General features: G+C 65.2%; 13 protein-coding genes. 6 read left to right on the plus strand and 7 right to left on the minus strand.

Going from position 1 to position 20,403, the window contains the following annotated elements; translation table 11 throughout:
- Positions 1-86: 86 nt before the first annotated feature.
- The 5 genes from J2X54_RS09665 to J2X54_RS09685 all read right to left on the minus strand — a co-directional run bounded on the left by J2X54_RS09665 (position 87) and on the right by J2X54_RS09685 (position 8,046).
- Complete coding sequence (locus tag J2X54_RS09665; protein WP_310180078.1) at positions 87-1,145, minus strand: aldose epimerase family protein; 1,059 nt, start codon at positions 1,143-1,145, stop codon at positions 87-89.
- A gap of 137 nt (positions 1,146-1,282) precedes the next feature.
- Complete coding sequence (locus tag J2X54_RS09670; protein ID WP_310180079.1) at positions 1,283-2,236, minus strand: glycoside hydrolase family 43 protein; 954 nt, start codon at positions 2,234-2,236, stop codon at positions 1,283-1,285.
- Between the two features lie 16 nt (positions 2,237-2,252).
- Entirely contained in the window at positions 2,253-3,608 is a 1,356-nt protein-coding gene (locus J2X54_RS09675) for an MFS transporter (protein ID WP_310180082.1), read from the minus strand.
- Positions 3,609-3,633: 25 nt separating this feature from the next.
- Entirely contained in the window at positions 3,634-6,336 is a 2,703-nt protein-coding gene (locus J2X54_RS09680; protein ID WP_310180086.1) for a TonB-dependent receptor, read from the minus strand.
- Between the two features lie 192 nt (positions 6,337-6,528).
- On the minus strand, positions 6,529-8,046 hold the full coding sequence (locus J2X54_RS09685) for an AMP nucleosidase (RefSeq protein ID WP_310180089.1): 1,518 nt from the start codon (positions 8,044-8,046) through the stop codon (positions 6,529-6,531).
- A gap of 143 nt (positions 8,047-8,189) precedes the next feature.
- Between J2X54_RS09685 and J2X54_RS09690 the strand changes: the two genes are divergently transcribed.
- Positions 8,190-12,239, plus strand: a complete 4,050-nt coding sequence (locus J2X54_RS09690; protein ID WP_310180091.1) for a Pls/PosA family non-ribosomal peptide synthetase — start codon at positions 8,190-8,192, stop codon at positions 12,237-12,239.
- A 14-nt stretch (positions 12,240-12,253) separates the two neighbouring features.
- Entirely contained in the window at positions 12,254-12,826 is a 573-nt protein-coding gene (locus J2X54_RS09695) for a 4'-phosphopantetheinyl transferase superfamily protein (RefSeq protein WP_310180094.1), read from the plus strand.
- On the opposite strand, the gene bla is transcribed toward J2X54_RS09695, so the two are convergent.
- The gene (gene bla / locus J2X54_RS09700) at positions 12,827-13,714 is read right to left on the minus strand and encodes a class A beta-lactamase (RefSeq protein ID WP_310180097.1); all 888 of its coding nucleotides are present in this window, start codon (positions 13,712-13,714) and stop codon (positions 12,827-12,829) included.
- Between the two features lie 131 nt (positions 13,715-13,845).
- On the opposite strand from bla, the gene J2X54_RS09705 reads away from it, so the two are divergent.
- Entirely contained in the window at positions 13,846-15,426 is a 1,581-nt protein-coding gene (locus tag J2X54_RS09705) for an FAD-dependent monooxygenase (protein ID WP_310180100.1), read from the plus strand.
- Here the strand turns inward: J2X54_RS09705 and J2X54_RS09710 are convergent.
- A complete protein-coding gene (locus J2X54_RS09710; protein ID WP_310180102.1) occupies positions 15,381-15,887 on the minus strand; it encodes a DUF6622 family protein in 507 nt (168 codons plus the stop codon). The genes J2X54_RS09705 and J2X54_RS09710 overlap by 46 nt on opposite strands.
- Before the next feature lie 311 nt (positions 15,888-16,198).
- Here J2X54_RS09710 and J2X54_RS09715 point away from each other — a divergent pair, with 311 nt between their 5' ends.
- From J2X54_RS09715 to J2X54_RS09725, 3 genes are read left to right on the plus strand one after another with little or no spacing between them, the layout of a single operon-like run.
- Positions 16,199-18,082 (plus strand): DUF885 family protein, encoded by a 1,884-nt coding sequence (locus J2X54_RS09715; protein WP_310180104.1) that lies wholly within the window; start codon positions 16,199-16,201, stop codon positions 18,080-18,082.
- A gap of 17 nt (positions 18,083-18,099) precedes the next feature.
- On the plus strand, positions 18,100-19,377 hold the full coding sequence (locus J2X54_RS09720; protein ID WP_310180106.1) for a D-amino acid dehydrogenase: 1,278 nt from the start codon (positions 18,100-18,102) through the stop codon (positions 19,375-19,377).
- A gap of 35 nt (positions 19,378-19,412) precedes the next feature.
- Complete coding sequence (locus J2X54_RS09725; protein WP_310180109.1) at positions 19,413-20,402, plus strand: tetratricopeptide repeat protein; 990 nt, start codon at positions 19,413-19,415, stop codon at positions 20,400-20,402.
- Position 20,403 lies beyond the last annotated feature (1 nt).

Below are 20,403 nucleotides of genomic sequence, written 5' to 3' on the forward strand. Positions count from 1 at the left end.
TAAAAGCAGTCTAAAATGTACTGAGATAACTTTCCAATAAATTATTAAACGATCTTGATACCGAAACGGATATCGCTTTCTGCGATTTATTCGGTGGTGAACTTGTAGGCCATAACGGTGGTGTACTCCTCGCCCGGCCGCAAAATCGTCGAGGGAAAAGCGGGCTGATTGGGCGAATCGGGGAAGTGCTGAGGTTCCAGGCAAAAGGCGCTACGATGGCCGTAGATGCGTCCTTTTCCTTTGACCGAGTCGCCGAGGAAGTTACCGCTGTAGAACTGGATGCCGGGTTCCTGGGTCCACACTTCCAGCACCCGGCCCGAGACCGGCTCGCGCACGCGCGCCGCCAGTTCCAGTGCGCCCTCTGCCTTTTTGGCGAGGACGAAGTTGTGGTCGTAGCCGAAACCGTTGCGAATTTGCTCGTCGTCGGCATCGATCCGCGCGCCGATGGCCTGGGCGCTGCGGAAGTCGAATGGCGTGCCAGCGACCGGCGGCAGGTCGCCCAGCGGGATCTGCACATCGTCGATCGGCGTGTAGTGGTCGGCATGGATCGTCAGTTCGTGGCCGAGGATGTCGCCGCCGGCGGCCAGGTTGAAGTAGGCGTGATTGGTGAGATTGACCGGCGTGGCCTGGTCGGTAATCGCGTGGAAGGCGATACGCAGTTCGTGATCGGCGCGCAGTTCGTAAATCACCGTGGTTTCCAGGTTACCGGGATAACCCTGCTCGCCGTCCGCGCTCAGGTACGAGAGTATCAGGCCGGCCGACTTGGGCGTCACGAAGGTTTCGGCGGTCCACAAGCGCCGGTGAAAACCTTCAAGGCCGCCGTGCAGGTGGTTGGCGCCGTTGTTCGCGTCGAGCTGGTACTGCTGGCCATCGAGAGTGAAGCTGGCGTTGGCGATGCGGTTGCCGTAACGGCCGATCAGGGCGCCGAAATACTGCGAGTCGCCCAGGTAAGACGCGACGTCGTCAAAGCTGCAGTTGACATCGGCCAGCTTGCCGTCGCGGTCCGGTACGTGGATTTCGGTGATCACGCCGCCCAGGTTGAGGATCTTGACGATCATGCCGTTGGCGTTGGTGAGCGTGTATTCGGTGACGGCGCGGCCGTCGGGCATGTGGCCGAAGCTTGATTCGGTGATTGAGGTTTGCATAGGAGTGTCTCCATGTGAATGCGGCCGGGAGGAGTGATCCTTTCCGGCCGTGGCGTGCTCTCAATTGGATTCCCGCCTGCGCAGGAATGACGAGGCGCTCCGTCGCCCCCGCGCAGGCGGGGGCCCAATGTAAAACATCAAGCGATCGAAGGTTTGCCGAACACCGGCATCCCCTGCGCGTCCCACTTCAGTGGCTTCACATAGGTATGACGGTCCGGGTTCCACAACGGGTCGCCGATGATCTCGGTGTAAGTTCTTGCATGATAAACCAACATGACGGTTTCGCCATCGTCGCCGATGGTGAAGCTGTTGTGGCCCGGGCCGTACACCTTGTTCTCGAAACACGTCTGCAGCACCGGCTGCGGGCTCTTGGTCCACGCTGCCGGATCGAGCACGTCGGCGTTTTCGTCCGCCCACAGGATGCCCATCGCGTAGTTTTCGTCGGTGGCGCTGGCCGAGTAGCTGATGAAGATCTTGCCGTTCTTTTTCAGCACGGACGGGCCTTCGTTGACCCAGAAGCCACGGATCTCCCAGTCGAACTCCGGCTTGCTCAGCATGACGGGCGGGCCGCCCAGCTGCCACGGTGTTTTCATCGGGGCGATGTACAGGTTGGAGTTGCCCTCGATGGCCACGTCCTTTTGCGCCCACAGGTAGTACAGCTGGCCCTTGTGGGTAAAGGTGGTGGCGTCGAGGCAGAAGGTATCGATGCCGGTGTCGATCTGGCCCATGAACTCCCACTCGCCGATCAAAGGATTGGGGTTGGTGTTACGGATCGCGTACATGCGGTGCTGGAACAGCTTGTACTTGATCTCGCGGCTCGGTGCGGCAGCAAAGTACACATACCAGGCGCCGTCGTTGAAATGGATCTCCGGTGCCCAAATCAGTTCGCTGTACGCGCCCGTATCCGGCTTGTGCCAGACGTCGACTTTTTCCGCGTCCGCCAGGCCGGCGATGGTTGTGGCGCGGCGCAGTTCGATGCGGTCGTACTGCGGCACCGAGGCGGTAAAGTAGTAATAGCCGTCGGTGTGGCGGATGATGAACGGGTCGGCGCGCTGTTCGATCAGCGGTTGCAGGATGTCTGGGGTTTGCATTGCTTCGGTATCCAATTTAAACGGTCACGGGGGGTTGTACAGCCATTTGCTTCTTCACCTGTGCATAGTACTGGTCGGTTACGCGGTAGCGGAACATCATCAAGCCCATCACGGTATGGAAAAAGCCCGGAATCAGGGTGACCATCAGCACGATGCCGTGCAGCGCGAACGCGGTCTGCTCGTGGTTGGGTGCATACTGGAAGTACGTCAGCAGCCAGCCTACCAGCACGCCGGCGATGCCCATACCGGCCTTCTGGCACACCGAAATACCGCCGTAGGCAAAGCCCGAAACCCGCTTGCCTGTTTTCACCTGGCCGTAGTCAATGGTCTCGGCAATCGCCGACCAGAACACCGGCGCGTGCAGGTCCACCACGAACGACAGCAGGAAGTACAGCACAAACGCCAGCATCACATCGCCCGGCTTGACGACAAAATAGATCAGCGCGCTGATCACGCCAACCGCGATCTGCGACCAGCGGAACAGCTTGACCTTGCAATAAAACTTGGTGATCCAGGTAGACGCGATCATCGACAGGATGGCCGCGACCACGCCGATCGACAAAAACGTGGAGACGGTGGCGGTGTTCCCGCCCAGGTAATACTTGGCGTAGTAGATGGCAGCCGAGGCGCGCACCACGTAGCCGATGGTGCCCACCACGCACACGCCGCACAGGATCAGCCACTGGTCGTTCTTGAGCAGCAGCTTCATCTGGTCCGACAGCGACTGGCGCTGCACCACGTGGCGCACGCGCTCGGTGGTGGTAAATACGCAGAACAGGAACAGCACCACGCCGATCACCGCCATGACCGCCATCGCGGCCTGGTAGCCCACGGCCGCGTTGCCGTGGCCCCAGCGCTCGGAGAGCACCGGCACCACCACCGTCACCATGAAGGCGCCGATCTTGGCGAAGAACAGGCGGTAGCCGTTGGCCGACAGGCGGTCCTGCGGATCGTCGGTCAGGCTGCTGGGCAGCGAGATGTAGGCCACGCCCACGCCCGACGTCATCAGGGTCATGATGATGTAGGTGGAGTAGGCCCACACCAGCTTGGCGCTGTATTCCCAGTCCGGCGTGGTAAACACGAAGAACACGCTGATGCCGTAAGGGATGGCCAGCGCCAGCAGCCAGGGGCGGTAGCGGCCCATGCGCAGACTGGTGTAGCGGTCGGTGAGCTGGCCGACAATCAGGTCGCCGATGGCGCCCGCCACCTTGACGACGAAGAACAGCAGCGCCAGGTCGGAGGTCTTGAGGCCGTAGATGTCGGTGTAGAAGAACGTGATGATCAACATCATCGACGAGATCACCACGTTCAGCGCCATGTCGCCGGCGCCGAAGCCCACTTTTTCCAACAGTGATAATTTTTGATTCGACATCTGCTAGCTACCTCTGCAAAACTGCTTAGTACTTCAGGTTCATCGACAACCCCACCGTGCGGTCATAGCGGCGGGTATCGCGCGGGAAGTCGTTCTCGTTATCCCAGTAATCGCGGTACTTGAAGTTGAGCAGGTTGGTACCGGTCAGGTTGACGGTGACGTGCTTGTTCACCTTGTAGCTGAGCGACCCGTCGAGCGAGGATACCGGTGCTACGGTCAGGTCCTTGCCTGCCAGGTTGGCCGCATCGGGCGTATCGCCATAGGTGAGCACGTATTTCGAACGCCAGTTGTAAGCCAGGCGTGCCGACCACTCGTCCTTTTCATACAGGCCCACGATGTTATATGACAGGCGCGACATGCCCTGGAACGGCTTGTCCGACTGGGCTGGATTGGTGGCCGAAGTCACGCCACCTTCGGTATATGTGACGTTGGCCTGCAAACCGAAGCCGCTCAACCACCCGGGCAAACCATCGTAGAACTGCTGGTACGCCACTTCGACGCCCTGCAGGTGCCCCTTGTCCGAGTTGGTCGGGCGGGTGACGTTGTACGGTACGCCCTGGAAGGTTTCCGACACCACGCGGTTGACGATGTAGCCGTCGAAGTTATGGCGGAACACCGTGCCGCTCAAGGAGCCGGTGCGGGCGAAGTACCATTCCAGGGTGGTGTCGAAGTTTTGCCCGGTGAATGGTTTCAGGCCCGGATTACCGCCGGTGGCGCTGGCAACGTTGGTGGTGCCGTTAGGCCTGATGTAGGCGGTGGCCGGATTGAGGTCCGAAAAATTCGGACGGGTCAGCGTCTTGTTGTAAGCGAAGCGGGCCAGCAGGTCCTTGCGGATCTCCAGCTTGAAGTTTGCGCTTGGCAGCACTTCGGTGCCCGAAGACTTGCTGGTGGTCGCCGTGTAGACGGGCTTGCCGTCGGTGTCGAAGGTCGTGTTATTCGCATCGATGGTCGCATCGGTTTTGGAAACGCGTACGCCAATCACGCCTTCAACCGGGTACTGGCCCAGGTCGAAGCCTACGCGGGTTTTCACGTATGCCGCGTAGTTCTTCTCGGTATTGCTGAAGAACGATGCAGGATCGATGTTCTTGGGCGCCGACGAGCCGGTAGCAATTTGGCGCACCGACGCGGTGTTGTTGATCAAATAGCTGCCGCAGGGCGTGGACCAACCGGCGGTGCCGTAGTTCTCAGACATGCCAGGCGTGGTGCATGCCAGGCCCGGAACACTGGCCATCGTCACGCCAGCGGTCGCTGGCACGCTGCCCTCCTCGGACTTGATCGAATTGGCCTTGCGTTCATTGGCGCGCACGCCGAAACTGACGTCCTTGAACAAGCCGTCGGCTTCCGGCGTCCAGGTACCGTCCGCGCGCCAGTCGGTGGACTTGCCTCTGTCGTAGCCGTAGCGGTCGAAGAACTGCAGCAGCGTGATCTTGCTTGGATCGGTCAAACCGGAACCGGTGTACTGTGCAAACGGGCTTTTGCCGGCATTGGTCTTGATGTATGCGCTATCGGCGGTGGTGCTGGTGTCGAGGATCGGATTGCTCCAATCGTATTTGCTGTCTGTGACGGCCAGCTCCGAGCTAACCCGCAGGCCCGGCGTAACGCGCCACTTGGCGCCTACCGCATGCTGCGACGACGTCGTCTTCGAACCAAGCACCTGGGTGGACAGGATGGTGAACGTGTTGGTCGAGTTGATGGTCTCGGTCTGATTGGTGCCGGGGATGCGCGTGACGCGCACCGCGTCCGGTGTATTCCAGGGCAGGCCAACGAAGAAATCGGTATCGGTGGTCCGCTTGAGCGTCGAATACAGGCCTTCCGCATACACCTCCAGGTCCGCGTTCGGCTTCCACTGGAACGCGTAATTGGCGGCCTGGCGCTTGCGCTGGCCGTGGATATTTTGCAGGCCTACCAAGTCGGGACCGGTCAGGGTCGGATCGGCAGCGCCGCCCTTGAAAATCGGGAAGGTCTGGAACACCCGCTCTTCGGCAAAGCGGTCCTTCACCGAAGACACGCCGAACAGTGCGCCCACTTCGCCGATGCCGGTGTTCCAGCGGTTCGAGACCATGCCCGACAGTTCGGGATCGGTGGCGTTGACCTTGTCCTTGTTCTTGCCGCCCACCTGGGCGCTGGCGGTAAATTCCTTGAAGTCGAACGGACGGTTGGTGCGCACGTCGATCACGCCGGCGATGCCGCCTTCGACCAGGTCCGCGCTCTGCGACTTGTACACATCCACGCGCTGGAGCATGGTCGACGGAATGTCGGCCAACTGGATATAGCGGCCGGTGGTCGTAAACATCTCGCGGCCGTTGAGCAGCGTGGCGATGCCGGGCAGGCCACGGATCAGGACAGTGTCCGCTTCACCGGCATTGCGGCTGACCTGCACACCGGTCACCCGGGCCAGGGTTTGCGCCACGTTCGTGTCGGGGAATTTGCCGATATCGTCCGCGACGATGGAATCCATCACGTTGTCGGCATCCTGCTTGATCTTTTGCGCCGATTCGGCGGCACGGCGCATGCCGGTCACGGTGACGACGGAAACGTTGGGATCGGCGACAGGTGCTTGTGCCGCAGCGGGGGCTGGGGCTGGGGCTGGGGCTGGGGCCGATGCCTCTTGCGCCATGACAGGGAAAGCAGACAGCAGCCCGGCCGCTGCCAAAACGGCGACGCCCGCTTTGAGGACGAGGCGATGCTGCGCGCGGGACGAAGTGGTCCCGGTAATCGTGGTGTTCATGTGTCTCCAGTGCTCATTGTTATGTGGCTCTACCCAGGCCTGTCTCGGCCGTTAAAAACGATCATATTTGTGAGCAGGAAAACAAACCAATCAATTTTTTGGCAGTTTTGATACCGAAACCGACATCAGGAGGGCATTCGGAACGTAAAAAAACCCGCACAAGGCGGGCTTTTGAGCACAGTGAGGCAACCTTTACTGGAACGCAACTTCCGTAAAACTGCGTAACTTGCGACTATGAAGCTTATCCACGCCGAGATTGCGCAGCATCTCCAGCGCCTTCATGCCGATGCGCAGGTGCTGATCGACGCGGTCGCGGTAGAACTGGTTGGCCATGCCGGGCAGCTTGATTTCGCCGTGCATCGGTTTGTCGCTCACGCACAACAGCGTGCCGTACGGGACCCGGAAGCGAAAACCGTTGGCGGCAATCGTCGCGCTTTCCATGTCCAGCGCAATCGCGCGGCTCTGGCTGAAGCGACGCTCCGGCGTGCGCTGCGGCAGCAGCTCCCAATTGCGGTTGTCGGTGCTGGCCACGGTGCCGGTACGCATCACGCGTTTCAGGTCATGGCCGGTCAGCTGCGTCACTTCGGCCACCGCCGCTTCGATCGCCACCTGTACCTCGGCCAGCGGTGGAATCGGCACCCACAGCGGCAGGTCTTCGTCGAGCACATGGTCTTCGCGCACGTAGCCGTGGGCCAGCACGTAGTCGCCCAGTTCCTGGGTGTTGCGCAGGCCCGCGCAGTGGCCCAGCATCAGCCAGCAGTGCGGGCGCAGCACGGCGATATGGTCGGTGATGGTCTTGGCGTTGGCGGGGCCGACGCCGATATTGACCATCGAAATGCCCGAGCCGTCGGCGCGGATCAGGTGATAGCCCGGCATTTGCGGCAGCCGTGGCGGCTGGGTGCCGTAGGCGTCGCCCGGCTCGGCCGCCTGGCCCACGCGGCGCGTGACCAGGTTGCCCGGTTCGACAAAGGCGATGTACTCGTTGTCGCCCTCCCCCATCGCTTGGTTCATCAACTCGTGACCGAGCTTGATGAATTCGTCGATATAGAACTGGTAATTGGTAAACAGGACGAACTTCTGGAAGTGCTCGCACGAGGTGCCGGTGTAGTGACGCAGCCGTTGCAGCGAATAGTCCACGCGCGGCGCGGTAAACAGCGCCAGCGGCTGGGCCTCGCCCATCGCCGGTTCGTGGGTGCCGTTGGCGATGCCGTCGTCCATGGCGGCCAGGTTGGGCAGGTCGAAGACGTCGCGCATCAGCATGCGGCGGTCGGGGGTGAGGCTGCCCTCGATATGTTCGTGCTCGGCAAACGAGAAGTGGATCGGGATTGGCTGGGCGCTGGTGCCCACCTCGATGCGCACCTGCTGGCGGTGACCGTGATTTTGCAGCAGCAGCTTGAACTGCTGGATGTAATAGCGCTTGAACAGGTCGGGCCGGGTAACCGTGGTTTCGTAGGTGCCGGGGCCGGCGACGAAGCCGAAGGCCAGGCGCGAGTCGGCGCGGGCCACGGTGTCGGTATGGACCCGCACGAACGGGTAGCAGGCGCGCACATGCTCGCCCACGTCTTCGCCGGCCACGAAGCGCTTCATGGCGTCGCGCAGGTGGGCGATGTTGGCGTCGTAAATGGCCAGCACCTGGTCGAAGGCGGCTTCCGGGTCGTCGAATTGCACGGGGGCGATAAACGGTCTATTCGAAGGACGATTCGGTGACATACGACTCCTTAAAAGAAAGCTCTGGAGCCCATTGTAAGGGCTGGCGGCGGAAGTTGCAGATTTCTCCTTACCGCTAGGACAGGTAAGCAAAAAAAGCGTTCCTGTCGCGTACAATGATTGCCTCTTCTCCTCACTTTTTCAGCATGACCGAGCCAGCACCGCAGGGCCTTACGAATACGCATCCCGACATCCTGTTCGGGCCGTCCGACGCCGCGCTGCTGCGCGAGGAAATCCTGGCCGATTTGCTCGAAGCTAGCGCTGCCCGCGCGCCCGACCACCCGGCCCTGGTCTACGGCGATGTCACCCTCAGCTACCGCGAACTCGATGCGCGGGCCGCGCTGGTGGCGGCGCGCCTGATAGCCGCCGGTGTGCGCCCCGGCCAGATCGTCGGCCTGTGGCTGCCGCGCGGGATCGATTTGCTGGTGGCGCAGGCCGGCATCGCCAAGGCCGGCGCGGCCTGGCTGCCGGTGGACGAAGACACGCCGGTCGAGCGCCTGCAAGTGTGCCTGATTGATGCCGACGGCGCCGGCGTGGTCACCAGTGCGGCGCTGGCGACGCGCCTGGCGCATCTTGGCCGCACCGCCTGGACCATCGAAGCGCTGCTGGCCGCGCCGCAGCCCGGCGAGATCCTCGCCGCGCGCGGCCCGGTCTCGCCCGACATGCCGGCCTACGTTATTTACACCTCCGGCTCCACCGGCAAGCCGAAAGGCATCCTGATCACCCAGCGCAGCATCTGCCACTTCCTGCGCAGCGAGAACGCGGTATTGCAAGTGACTGCGGCCGACAAGGTATACCAGGGCTTCTCGGTCGCCTTCGACATGTCGTTCGAGGAGATCTGGATTTCGTACCTGGCCGGCGCCACGCTGTGGATCGGCCCCAAGGAAATCAGCGGCGACCCCGAAACGCTGCCGCGCATGCTCGATGCCAACCAGGTGACGGTGCTGCACGCGGTACCCACCCTGCTGGCGTTGTTCAACCAGGAAGTGCCATCGCTGCGCCTGATTAACCTCGGCGGCGAGGCCTGCCCGGAATCGCTGGTCGAGCGCTGGTCGCGGCCGGGCCGGCAGATGTTCAACACCTACGGCCCTACCGAAGCGACGGTATCGGCCAGCCTGGCGCGCCTGCGCCCCGGCCACCCGGTCACCATCGGCACGCCGCTGCCGAACTACGGCCTGTTCGTGATTGACCCCAACCCGGACGCCAACGTCGAGATCAATAACCTGCGCCTGCTCCCCATCGGCGAAGTCGGCGAACTGTGTATCACCGGACCGGGCCTCGCCGCCGGCTACCTGGGCCGCCCCGACCTCACGGCCGAAAAATTCCTGCCCAATCCCTGGACCAGCGGCGCCCATGACAGCCGCCTGTACCGCACCGGCGACCTGGCGCGCATCGGCCCGGACGGCGAGGTGACGTGCCTGGGCCGCGCCGACGACCAGGTCAAGATTCGCGGTTTTCGCGTGGAACTGGGCGAGATCGAAGCGCTGCTGGCGCAGCAGCCGGGCGTGGGCACGGTGGCGGTGTTGCTGCGCAAGGATGACGGCATCGACCAGCTGGTGGCCTACCTGGTGCCCGAAGCCGGCGTGACCCTCGACCCGAAAACGTTACGCAGCGCGCTCGCTGCCACCCTGCCACCGTACATGGTGCCGGGCCGTTACGAGATGCAGGCGGCGATGCCGCGCCTCACGTCCGGCAAGATCGACCGCAAGGCCTTGAAGGCGCTGCCGTTGTCGGCGCCGGCCGCCGGCAGCGCCGCCGAATCGGATCTGCCCGAAACCCCGGCAGAAGCGGCGCTGTTTGCGGCGCTGGCCACGCTGTTCCCCGGCCAGGCCATCGTGCGCCAGGCCGACTTCTTCTCCGACCTGGGTGGCCATTCGTTCTTTGCCGCGCGGCTGGCGTCAACCCTGCGCGCCGATCCGCGCTTTGCCCACATGACGGTGCGCGACATCTACCAGCAGCGCCAGGTCGGCAAGATCGCCCAGGCGCTGGCCGACGGCGCCAACGACGCCAGCGCCGCCAAGGCCGAAACCGAATGGACGCCGCCGTCCAGCATCAAGCGCTGGACCTGCGGACTGGCGCAGGCGGCCGCCATGCCGGGACTGGTCGCCCTGCGCATGGCGCAGTGGCTGGCGCCGTTCTTCACGTACCACTTCTTCACCGGCGATCCCGGCGACTCGGTGCCGCGCGCGATTGCCGCCTCGGTGGGCGTGTTCCTGATCGCCACGGTGCTGGAGTTTGCCATTGCGATTGCCGGCAAATGGCTGATTGCCGGGCGCCTGCAGGCGGGCGAGTACCCGCTCTGGAGCCTGGCCTACTACCGCTGGTGGCTGGCCGACCGGCTGGTGGAAGCCGCCCCGGTCTACCTGCTGGCCGGGTCGTCGCTCAACAACTGGTGGCTGCGCGCGCTGGGTGCGAAGATCGGCAAGGACGTCATCATCGGCTCGATGACGCTGCGCGCGCCCGACCTGCTCACCGTGGGCGACTACGCCAGCATCGGCAACGCGGTCAATTTCGAGAACGCGCGGGTGGAGCGCGGCGTGCTCAAACTGGGGCGCATCACGCTCGAACGTGACGCCTGCGTCAGCTCCTTCGCGGTGATGGAAGGCAATACCCGCATCGAAGCGCAAGGCCACCTGGAAGGCCAGTCGGCGCTCGGTGACGGCGCGCACGTGCCGGCCGGCCGCATTTGGGCCGGTTCGCCGGCCGCCGACGTGGGCGCGTTCGATCCGGCGCGCCTGCCGCCACGCCCCGTCGTCTCCACCGCGCGCAGCGTAACGGAAGGCGTGTTTTTCGTGTTCGGCATCCTGCTCATCGTCACGCTGTTCTTCATGCCGGTATTCCCCAGTTTCGTGCTGATCGACTGGTTCGACGAGGCGGGCTGGATGCCGTGGCTACAGGGCGAAGGCATGGGCATCCGCCTGCTGCGCTACTTCGTGCTGGCCTTCCCTGCCAGCGCAGTGCTGATCGTGCTCACCGCGCTGCTGTCGGCCGGCATCCGCTGGACCGTGCTGCCGCGCCTGAAGCCCGGCCGGTCGGCGGTGCACAGCAACACCTACTGCGCCAAGTGGCTGGTGAGCCAGATCCAGGAATCGAGCCTGAACGTCCTGCACGGCATTTACGCCACCGTGTTCGCACCGTACTGGTACCGGCTGCTTGGCGCCAAGGTGGGCAAGGATGCGGAGATCTCCACCGCGCTGGGCGTGGTGCCCGACATGCTTACCCTCGGCGACGAAACCTTCATCGCCGACGCCGTGATGCTCGGTGACGAAGAGATCGACGGCGGCTGGATGACCATGCAGCCGACCGTGATTTCCAACCGCAGTTTTGTTGGCAACGGCGCCTACATCCCGGACGGCACCGTGCTGCCCGAGCAGGTGCTGATCGGCGTGCACTCGCGCGCGCCGGGCAACGCCCGCATGAACAGCGGCGACACCTGGCTCGGCTCCCCGCCGCTGAACCTGCCCGCGCGCGAGCAGACCAGCGGCTATCCCGAGTCGCTCACGTTCCACCCGTCGCCCATGCGGCGCCTTGGGCGTGGCCTGATCGAGGCGTTCCGCATCGTCGCGCCGCACGCGCTGGTGATCGCGGTGGGCTACACGGTGGTGCTGGAGGTGATGCCGGCCGCCGGCGCGGGCCGCTGGGGCGAAGTGATCTGGGACCTGACGCTGGCGGGACTGGTGTACGGGGTGGGCAACTACGTATTCGTGGTGCTGCTCAAGTGGCTGCTGATCGGCCGCTACCGCAAGCAGTCGGAGCCGATGTGGACGCCGTTCGTGTGGCTCTCGGAGGGCGTGACCAACCTGTACGAGGGCATCGCCGTGCCCAACTTCATGCGCTACCTGCGCGGCACGCCGTGGCTGCCGCTGGCCTTCAACCTGATGGGGGCAAAAATCGGCAAGGGCGTGTACCTGGACACCACCGACATCACCGAATTCGACTGCGTGCGCATCGGCGACCATAGCGAACTCAATGCCCTCACCTGCCCGCAGACCCATTTGTTCGAGGACCGGGTCATGAAGATCGACCAGGTGACCATCGGCGAACGGGTGTACCTGGGACCGCGCAGCGCGGTACTATACAGTGCAGTAGTCGGGCGCAATGCGCGCCTGGGCGCCCTCACGCTGGTGATGAAGGGCGAGCACATTCCCGCCAACGGCAACTGGGCCGGCTGTCCCGCCGCGCCAGCAAAGGCATGAACAACATGAATAGTATGCAAAAACTCGCTGTCCACGTCTGGCCCGGCCCCGCGCCCACCATCGCCGATGGCGTGTTCGTGATCGGCCTGCCCACCGGCGAACAGCGCGAGGAAGCGCGCCAGCAGCTGCGCCAGGCCGTGGCCGAGGCGCTGGGCGCCGTACTCGACGTGCCACCGCGCGAAATCGAGATCGAGGCCTCGCCCGGCGCCGCGCCGGTGGTGCTGCTGCCCGACGGCCAGCGCCTGCATTGCTCGTTCGCGCACGACGGCGGCATGTCGCTGGCGGCCGTGTGCTTCAGCGGCCCGGTGGGCGTGGACCTGATGCTGTCGGAAGAGGTGGCGGGCTGGGAGGCGGTAGCGCGCGACTATCTGGGCCCGGAAGCGACGGCGCGCATCGCGGCAACGGCGCGGGCAGAACGCGCGGCCGTGTTTGCACGCGCCTGGACCGCGCGCGAGGCGCACCTGAAGTGGCTCGGCGTGGGGCTCGACGAATGGCCGGCGCACAGCCAGTCGTCGGGGACAACGGTGACGCTCGATTTGCCCGAACGGCTGGTGGGCACACTCGTGTACATGGACGGCGCGGCGTAGCTACGCCAGCTTGAACGCCTCCACCACCACCCGCGCGGCCGCAGCGATTATCTCGGAATTGGCCTTGTCGCCCTGGCCCGGCTGGGTAAAGTAGAGCGCCATGACCACCGGTGCCTTCCCGGTCGGCCACACCACGCCGATATCGATGGTGGTGCCGTAAGCGCCGGTGCCGGTCTTGTCGCCTACCTGCCAGTCGTACGGGACCCCGGCGCGGATGCGGGTGTCGCCGGTGGTGGTGCCAACCAGCCACTGCGTCATCAGCTTGCGCTTGTCCACCGTGAGCGCGGGGCCCAGCGTAACGCTTTGCAGCGACTTCATCATCGCCAGCGGCGTGGTGGTGTCGCGCGGGTCGCCGGGAATGGCGCTATTTAGCTCGGTCTCCCAGCGGTCGAGCCGAAACACCTTGTCGCCGATGCTGCGCGCATAAGCGGTGACGCCGGCCGGCCCCCTGATCTGCTTCATCAGCAGGTTGGCGGCGGCGTTGTCGCTGGTCTGGATGGTGGCCGCGCACAGTTCGGCCACGGTCATGCCGTCGGCCAGGTTTTGCTGCGTGACCGGGGAGTGGCTCACCAGGTCGGCCGCCGTGTAGCGGATGCGCCTGTCGAGCAGCGACGGCTCTTGCTGCAGGATCGCCGCCGCCAGCATGGCCTTGAAGCTGCTGCACAGCGGGAAGCGCTCGTCGCCGCGATGGGACAGGATGCGGCCATCGGCGGTGTTGATGGCGGCCACGCCGAGCCGTCCCTTTGCCTCGGATTCCAGGCGCGCCAGTTGCGCGGCCGGCGACAGCACGGTAGCCGCCGGGGGCTTGTCGAGAATTTCCGCCATGCCGGCCATGGGCGCGGCGGCCAGCGCCAGCAGCACGCTGCGGCGAGTAGTAAAACGAGTCATCGGAAGTTCGCCCAGGTAAAAAATGGTGGTGCAATTTGCATCTCCATCATACCAGCCCCCCGGCGCCACCAGTAGCCCAACCGTCGCCCAATCGCGCGCACGGCCCCGACATGCGGCGCTACACTGTCCCCATGCAACCACAAGCCTCCCAACCACAAGTACTTATCGCCGGCGCCGGCCCCACCGGGCTGGTGCTCGCCCTCTGCCTGGCGCGGCGCGGAGTGGCCGTGCGCATCGTCGACCAGGCCAGCGGCCCGGGACTGGCCTCGCGCGCCATGGTGGTCCACGCCCGCACGCTGGAGTTCTACCGCCAGCTCGGCTTCGCCCAGCAGGTGGTGGACCTCGGCATTCCCATCCACGCCGTGCACCTGCGCGAAGACGGTGAAGAAGCTGCCGAACTGCCGCTGGGCGACATCGGCGCAGGCCTCAGCCCATACCCGTTCGTGCTGTCGTTCCCGCAGGACGAGCACGAACGCCTGCTGGTCGATCAGTTGCGCGCGGCTGGCGTGGAAGTGGAATGGAACACCGCGCTCGAACACTTCGAACAGGACGAATGGGGCGTGCGCGCCACGTTGCTGCAGGGCGACCAGCGCATCAACACCAGCGCGGCATACCTGTGCGGCTGCGACGGCGTCCACAGCAGCACGCGCCACGCGCTCGGCGTCGCCTTCGACGGCGGCACCTACGACAACCTGTATTACGTGGCCGACGTTCACACCGCCTGCGCCAACCGCGACCTGATGGTGCACCTGGACGCCAACAGCTTCGCGCTCATGCTGCCGGTGCGCACGGCCGGCATGCAACGGCTGATCGGCATCGTGCCGCAGACCGAACATGCCAACGTCATCTTCGACGACCTGCGCCCCCGGCTCGAGGCGCTGCTGGGCATCGCCATCGACCAGGTCAACTGGTTTTCCACCTACCTCGTGCACCACCGCGTGGCGGGCAGCTTCCGCGTGGACCGCGTGCTCCTGGCCGGCGACGCCGCCCACGTCCACAGCCCTGCCGGCGGCCAGGGCATGAACACCGGCATCGGCGACGCCGTCAACCTGGCCTGGAAACTGGCGCAAGTGCTGCGCGGCGGGGCCGATGCATCGCTGCTGGACACCTACGAACCCGAACGCAGCGCCTTTGCCCGCAAGCTGGTGGCCACCACCGACCGCGCGTTCGAGCTGATCGTCGCCCAAGGCGCCGGTGGCCGGCTGCTGCGCAACTGGCTGGTGCCGCACGTGCTGCCGGCGCTGGCCGGTTTCGACGCCGCCCGGCGGGCGCTGTTCCGCACCGTGTCGCAAGTGCGCATCCATTACCACGATAGCGGCCTGTCAGGCGGGCGCGCCGGCGAGATCATCGGCGGCGACCGGCTGCCGTGGGTGCCGGGCCAGGGTGGCGAGGCTGGCCCCGACAACTTCGCGCCGATGCAAACGCTGGACTGGCAGCTGCACGTCTATGGCGCGGTCGATGCGCAACTGGCGGCGCTGGCCACCGCCCTGCGCCTGCCGCTGCGCGCCTGGCCATGGACCGAGGCAGCCGAACAGGCCGGCCTGCTCGAAGACGCCGCCTACCTGCTGCGCCCCGACATGCACGTGGCGCTGGCACTGCCGCGCCAGGAGACCGATGTGCTGCAAGAATTGATTGCGCGGTGGGGGTTGCGGTTTGGTGACGATGATCAAGCTGCGACGGCACCCGGCTGGCGCAGCCAGGCCGACACGTAGCGCGCCAGGCGGCCCGCGAAGATGCCGTTGAACAGGCCGTAGATGGCGCAGGTGGCCGCAACGATGGTGGCGTCATGGGCGGCAGCTGGATGGATGGCCATCAGCACGGCGATGGTGTACTTGGTGGCGAAGATGCCCATCATCAGGGCCAGTGGGGTCCAGCTGCCGCGCTGCACGACGGTACCGGCAGCACGGTTGACGGTGATCGCCGCGCCGTTCGGCCGCCAGGCCAGCGCCGCGCCCGCCGCCGCGCCGCCCAGCCAGCAGGCCCATACCGTGGCGCCGCCGCCGAAGTACTGCTGCATGCCGCTCACGGACAGGTAGAGCATCACGGCCGGAATGATGAACAGGTTGCGCAGGCTGACCTCGCGGTCGCTGGCGGCCAGATACCCCCGGTATGTCAGGAAAGCCAGCAGCGCCCAGACGTAGAGGGGGGTGTGCGAGACGATTTGTTGCAACATGGCGGGCTCCGTTGGTGTGCGGTTGAGATGGGCACACTATGCCCGCCGCCCTTCGGCCTCGGGCAGCGATGCGACGAAATGCCTGTCGGCGGCGCCAAACGCGGCATGGCAGAGCGAATGACACGATGACAGCGCCGGGCCCAGCTTTACCCCCTTTCCAATTAATCGCGCCTTAACCTGCACGCAATTCCAGTTATCCCCATTGACATCGATCAGCACGGCGCGCTATGGTCATCGTCGCGCTGTTTTTTCGCAACTGTTGCATTGCCGTCAAGTTACGAAAAATACTTCTAACAAAGAAAAAGGATGTCATGAGCCACCAGCCCCAGAATTTCTCCCGCCGCGACCTGTTGTTATCCGCCCTCTCCGCCACCGCCGTTTCGGTCTTGCCGGGATTTGCACTGGCCCAGGGACAAGCGGGGAATGTCGCCCCTGCGGCGCCGGGCGACGCCACGTTCGCCAAGCTGCTCGACACCTTTGCCGATGAAATCCTGCGCCTGTCGCCCACCACCGCCACGTCGCTGGGACTGGACAAGGGCGCCCGCGCCGACCTCAAGTCGAAGCTCGAGAACATCAGCCGCTCCGGCGATGCCGCCTGGGCCAGCCAGGTCAAGTCGATCCTCAAGCGACTGGACGCGGTGGACCGCGTCAAGCTTGGTCCCGACGCCCAGCTGCGCTACGACACCGTGCGCTACGCCGCCAGCGAAGGCGTGCAAGGCCTGCGCTTCTCGTACGGCGGCGCGGCGAGCGGCTTCAATGGCTATGCGTCGCCGTACCCGGTCACGCAGCAGGATGGCGCCATCATCCGGGTGCCGGAGTTTTTGCACTCGCAGCACCAGATCGCCAACGCCGCCGATGCCGAGGCCTACCTCGACCGCCTGAACGGCCTGGCGCGCATGCTGGAACAGGAAACCACCCGCATCAGCAACCAGGCCGGGCGCGGCATCATGCCGCCCGACTTTATCGCCCGCACCGCGCTGGGCCAGCTGAAGGAGTTCCGCGCCACCCCGGTGGGCCAGCAGAAGCTGGTGCAGTCGCTGGTCGATCGCACCCAGAAGCTGGGCATCGACGGCGACTGGGCCGCGCGCGCCGCCAAGCTCGTCGAGCGCCAGGTGTATCCCGCGCTCGACCGCCAGATCAAGGCGTTTGCCGCCGCCACCGCCAAGGCCACCGACGTCCCCGGCGTGCACCGCCTGCCCGACGGCGAAGCGTATTACGAATGGGCGCTGCGCCTCGGTACCTCCACCCGCCTGTCGGCCAAGGAGATCCACGCCATCGGCATGGAACAGAACCTGATGCTGCAAGCGCGCATCGACACCATCCTGAAAGCGCAAGGCATCACCCAGGGCACGGTGGGCGCCCGGCTGCTGGCGCTCACCAAGGACCCCAAGCGCTTCTATGCCGACAACGACAAGGGCCGCGAGGAACTGATCGCCTTCTGCAACGAGCGGGTGGAGGCGATCCGCGACCTGATGCCGAAGATCTCGCGCATGAACCTCAAGGTGCCGCTGGAAATCAAGCGCGTGCCCACCGATATCGAAGCGGGCGCGCCGCTTGGCTACATGAACTTCGCCTCGCTCGACGGCACCCGTCCGGCAATCTATTACATCAACCTGAAATCGACCACGCTGTGGCCCAAGCAGGAACTGACCACCCTCACCGCGCACGAAGGCTTGCCGGGCCACGCCTTCCAGGGCGCCTACCTGGCCGAGCACCACGACCGCCTGCCGCTGATCTCGTCGCTGATCGGCTTTAACGCCTTCATCGAAGGCTGGGCGCTGTACGCCGAGCAGCTGGTCGATGAACTGGGCCTGTACGCCAAGGACCCGTTCAGCCAGATCGGCTACCTGCAGGCGCAGCAGTTCCGCGCCTGCCGCCTGGTGGTCGATACCGGCATCCACGCCATGAAGTGGAGCCGCGAACAGGCGATCCGCTTCCTGGTCGAGAACACTGGCCGCGGCGAACAGGCCATGACCAGCGAGATCGATCGCTACAGTGTGTCCCCGGGCCAGGCCTGCGGCTACAAGGTTGGCCACAACGAGATCGTGCGCCAGCGCGAGCGTGCACGCGCGGCGCTGGGCAGCCGCTTCGACCTGCCCGGCTTTAACGACGCGCTGGTGCAAAGCTGCGGCGTGCCGCTCACGGTGCTGCCGACCGTGATCGACCGCTACATCGCCGCCGCCCAGCGGACCTGATGTAAGCACGAGGCGCCATGAAGACCATTGCCGTCATTGGCGCCGGCATCACCGGCGTGACGACCGCCTACGCACTGGCCAAGCGCGGCATGCGCGTGACGCTGATCGAGCGGCACCGCTATCCGGCGATGGAAACCTCGTACGCCAACGGCGGCCAGTTGTCGGCGTCCAACGCCGAGGTGTGGAACCACCGCAGCACCGTGGCCAAGGGCTTGCGCTGGATGCTGCGCAGCGACGCGCCCTTGCTGCTCAATCCAAGACCCGGCTGGCACAAGCTGTCGTGGCTGGCCGAGTTTTTGGCGGCCATGCCCCACTACCGCGAGAACACCATTGCGATTGCCAAACTGGCGGTGGCGGCGCGCCAGCACCTGTTCCGCTGGGCCGACGACGAAAACATCGATTTCGACCTGGAACGGCGCGGCATCCTGCACATCTACCGCGACCGCGCCGACTTCGAACACGGTGAGGATGTGTCGCTGCTGCTGGCGCAAGGCGGCGTGCAGCGGCGCACCGTCACGCCGGACGAAATGCGCGCCATCGAACCCACGCTGGCCGGCGACTACTACGCCGGCCACTACACCGAGAGCGACAGCTCGGGCGACATCCACAAATTTACCGCCGGCCTGGCGCGCGCCGCCCAGCGCCTGGGCGTGCAGACCCGCTACGCACAGGAAGTGGTGGGGTTGTCGGCCGATGCGCGCGGCGCCTGCGTGACGCTGCTGCAGGACGGCGCGCCGGACATCGCCGTGTACGACGGCGTGGTAATCTGCGCCGGCACCGCCAGCCGGGCGCTGGCCGCCATGCTGGGCGACCGCGTCAACGTGTATCCGGTCAAGGGCTATTCGATCACGGTGCACCTCGACGATGCCGAAAGCCGCGCCTGCGCGCCGCTGGTGAGCCTCGAGGACGACGCCGCCAAGCTGGTGGCCAGTCGCCTGGGCGAACACCGCTTCCGGGTGGCCGGCACGGCGGAGTTCAACGGTTTTAACCGCGACATCCGCGCCGACCGCATTGCGCCGCTGGTGGACTGGGTGCAGCGCTGCTTCCCAGGCGTCGCCACCCGCAACATCACGCCCTGGACCGGGCTGCGGCCGATGATGCCGAACCTGGTGCCGCGCGTGGGCCGCGGCAAGGCGCCGTGCGTGTTCTATAACACCGGCCACGGCCACCTGGGATGGACGCTCTCGGCTGCCACTGCCGAAATCGTCGCGACGCTGGTCCATACCTCCTATGGCCAGGTTGCCACGTTCTGTGGCGCACCGCACCACCAGGCCCTTGAAAAAGGCGTAAGCTGATGTCACTTAGGGGCTGTCCCAACTGGAGATCCACCATGAAAACAACATCCATCGCCACCCGTCTTCTCTTTGCCGGCGCACTTGCGCTGTCGGCGCCCGTGTTCGCGGCGTCGCCCACCGTGCACGAAGTCTATGTCGCGGCCGAGGCAGGCAAGTTCGCCGAAGCGCAAGCCATGATGGACCAGGTGCTCAAGGAGCATCCCAACAGCTCGCAGGCGCACTTCGTCGAGGCCGAGCTGCTGGCCAAGCAGGGCAAGTTCGCCGCCGCACAACAGTCGCTGGCCACGGCCGAGCGACTGGCGCCCGGTCTGCCGAAGGTCAATGCCACCTCGGTGGCCAACCTCAAAGCGCTGATCGCCAAAGGTGAAAGCGGCGCGGTAGGTACCTCGTCCCCAAACTACAACCAGCAGGCGCCCGCCCACCGCGCCGGCCGTGAAAGTGGCGGCTACGCCAACCGCGCCGAGGCGCCACAGTCCAGCGCCGGCATCCCCTGGGGCAGCGTGCTGCTGATGGGTGGCGTGCTGGTGGCCTTCATCTTCGTGGCCACGCGCTTCATGCGCAACCGCCAGCAGCAGCAAGGCGGCGGCATGGGTGGTGGTGGCGGTGGTAATGGCGGCGGTTTCAATCCCGGCTACAACTCGGGCAACCCGCCGGCGCCCGGCTATCCACCGGGCGGCTATCCACAGCAAGGCTACCCGCAGCAGGGCTATCCACAGCAGGGTGGCTATCCGCAGCAAGGCCCTGGCATGGGTTCGCGCATCATGGGTGGCCTGGCCACCGGTGCGGCAGTGGGCGCGGGCTTCATGGCGGCCGAGGCGATCGCCCGCAACCTGGGCGGTAACCATGGCGCCACCGACAGCGCGGCCACCGATGGCGGCCGCAGCGACATCATTTACGAAGACCCTACCCGCAGCAATATCGTCCAGAACGACGACATGGGCGGCAGCGACTTCGGCGTCAGTGGCGGCTGGGATGATGCCGGGGGCAGCGGCGGTGGCGACGCCGGTGGTGACGACTGGAACTGAT

The sequence above is a fragment of the Duganella sp. 3397 genome, from assembly GCF_031456625.1.
Classification (GTDB): Bacteria; Pseudomonadota; Gammaproteobacteria; order Burkholderiales; family Burkholderiaceae_D; genus Rugamonas; species Rugamonas phyllosphaerae.

What these genes read in the sequence shown, in the direction of transcription:
- J2X54_RS09720 (WP_310180106.1), top strand. Translation starts at nt 18,100, where the DNA reads ATGAAGACCATTGCCGTCATTGGCGCCGGCATCACCGGCGTGACGACC.
- J2X54_RS09665 (WP_310180078.1), bottom strand. Translation starts at nt 1,145, where the DNA reads ATGCAAACCTCAATCACCGAATCAAGCTTCGGCCACATGCCCGACGGC.
- J2X54_RS09675 (WP_310180082.1), bottom strand. Translation starts at nt 3,608, where the DNA reads ATGTCGAATCAAAAATTATCACTGTTGGAAAAAGTGGGCTTCGGCGCC.
- bla (WP_310180097.1), bottom strand. Translation starts at nt 13,714, where the DNA reads ATGACTCGTTTTACTACTCGCCGCAGCGTGCTGCTGGCGCTGGCCGCC.
- J2X54_RS09690 (WP_310180091.1), top strand. Translation starts at nt 8,190, where the DNA reads ATGACCGAGCCAGCACCGCAGGGCCTTACGAATACGCATCCCGACATC.
- J2X54_RS09710 (WP_310180102.1), bottom strand. Translation starts at nt 15,887, where the DNA reads ATGTTGCAACAAATCGTCTCGCACACCCCCCTCTACGTCTGGGCGCTG.
- J2X54_RS09725 (WP_310180109.1), top strand. Translation starts at nt 19,413, where the DNA reads ATGAAAACAACATCCATCGCCACCCGTCTTCTCTTTGCCGGCGCACTT.
- J2X54_RS09715 (WP_310180104.1), top strand. Translation starts at nt 16,199, where the DNA reads ATGAGCCACCAGCCCCAGAATTTCTCCCGCCGCGACCTGTTGTTATCC.
- J2X54_RS09670 (WP_310180079.1), bottom strand. Translation starts at nt 2,236, where the DNA reads ATGCAAACCCCAGACATCCTGCAACCGCTGATCGAACAGCGCGCCGAC.
- J2X54_RS09685 (WP_310180089.1), bottom strand. Translation starts at nt 8,046, where the DNA reads ATGTCACCGAATCGTCCTTCGAATAGACCGTTTATCGCCCCCGTGCAA.
- J2X54_RS09705 (WP_310180100.1), top strand. Translation starts at nt 13,846, where the DNA reads ATGCAACCACAAGCCTCCCAACCACAAGTACTTATCGCCGGCGCCGGC.
- J2X54_RS09695 (WP_310180094.1), top strand. Translation starts at nt 12,254, where the DNA reads ATGCAAAAACTCGCTGTCCACGTCTGGCCCGGCCCCGCGCCCACCATC.
- J2X54_RS09680 (WP_310180086.1), bottom strand. Translation starts at nt 6,336, where the DNA reads ATGAACACCACGATTACCGGGACCACTTCGTCCCGCGCGCAGCATCGC.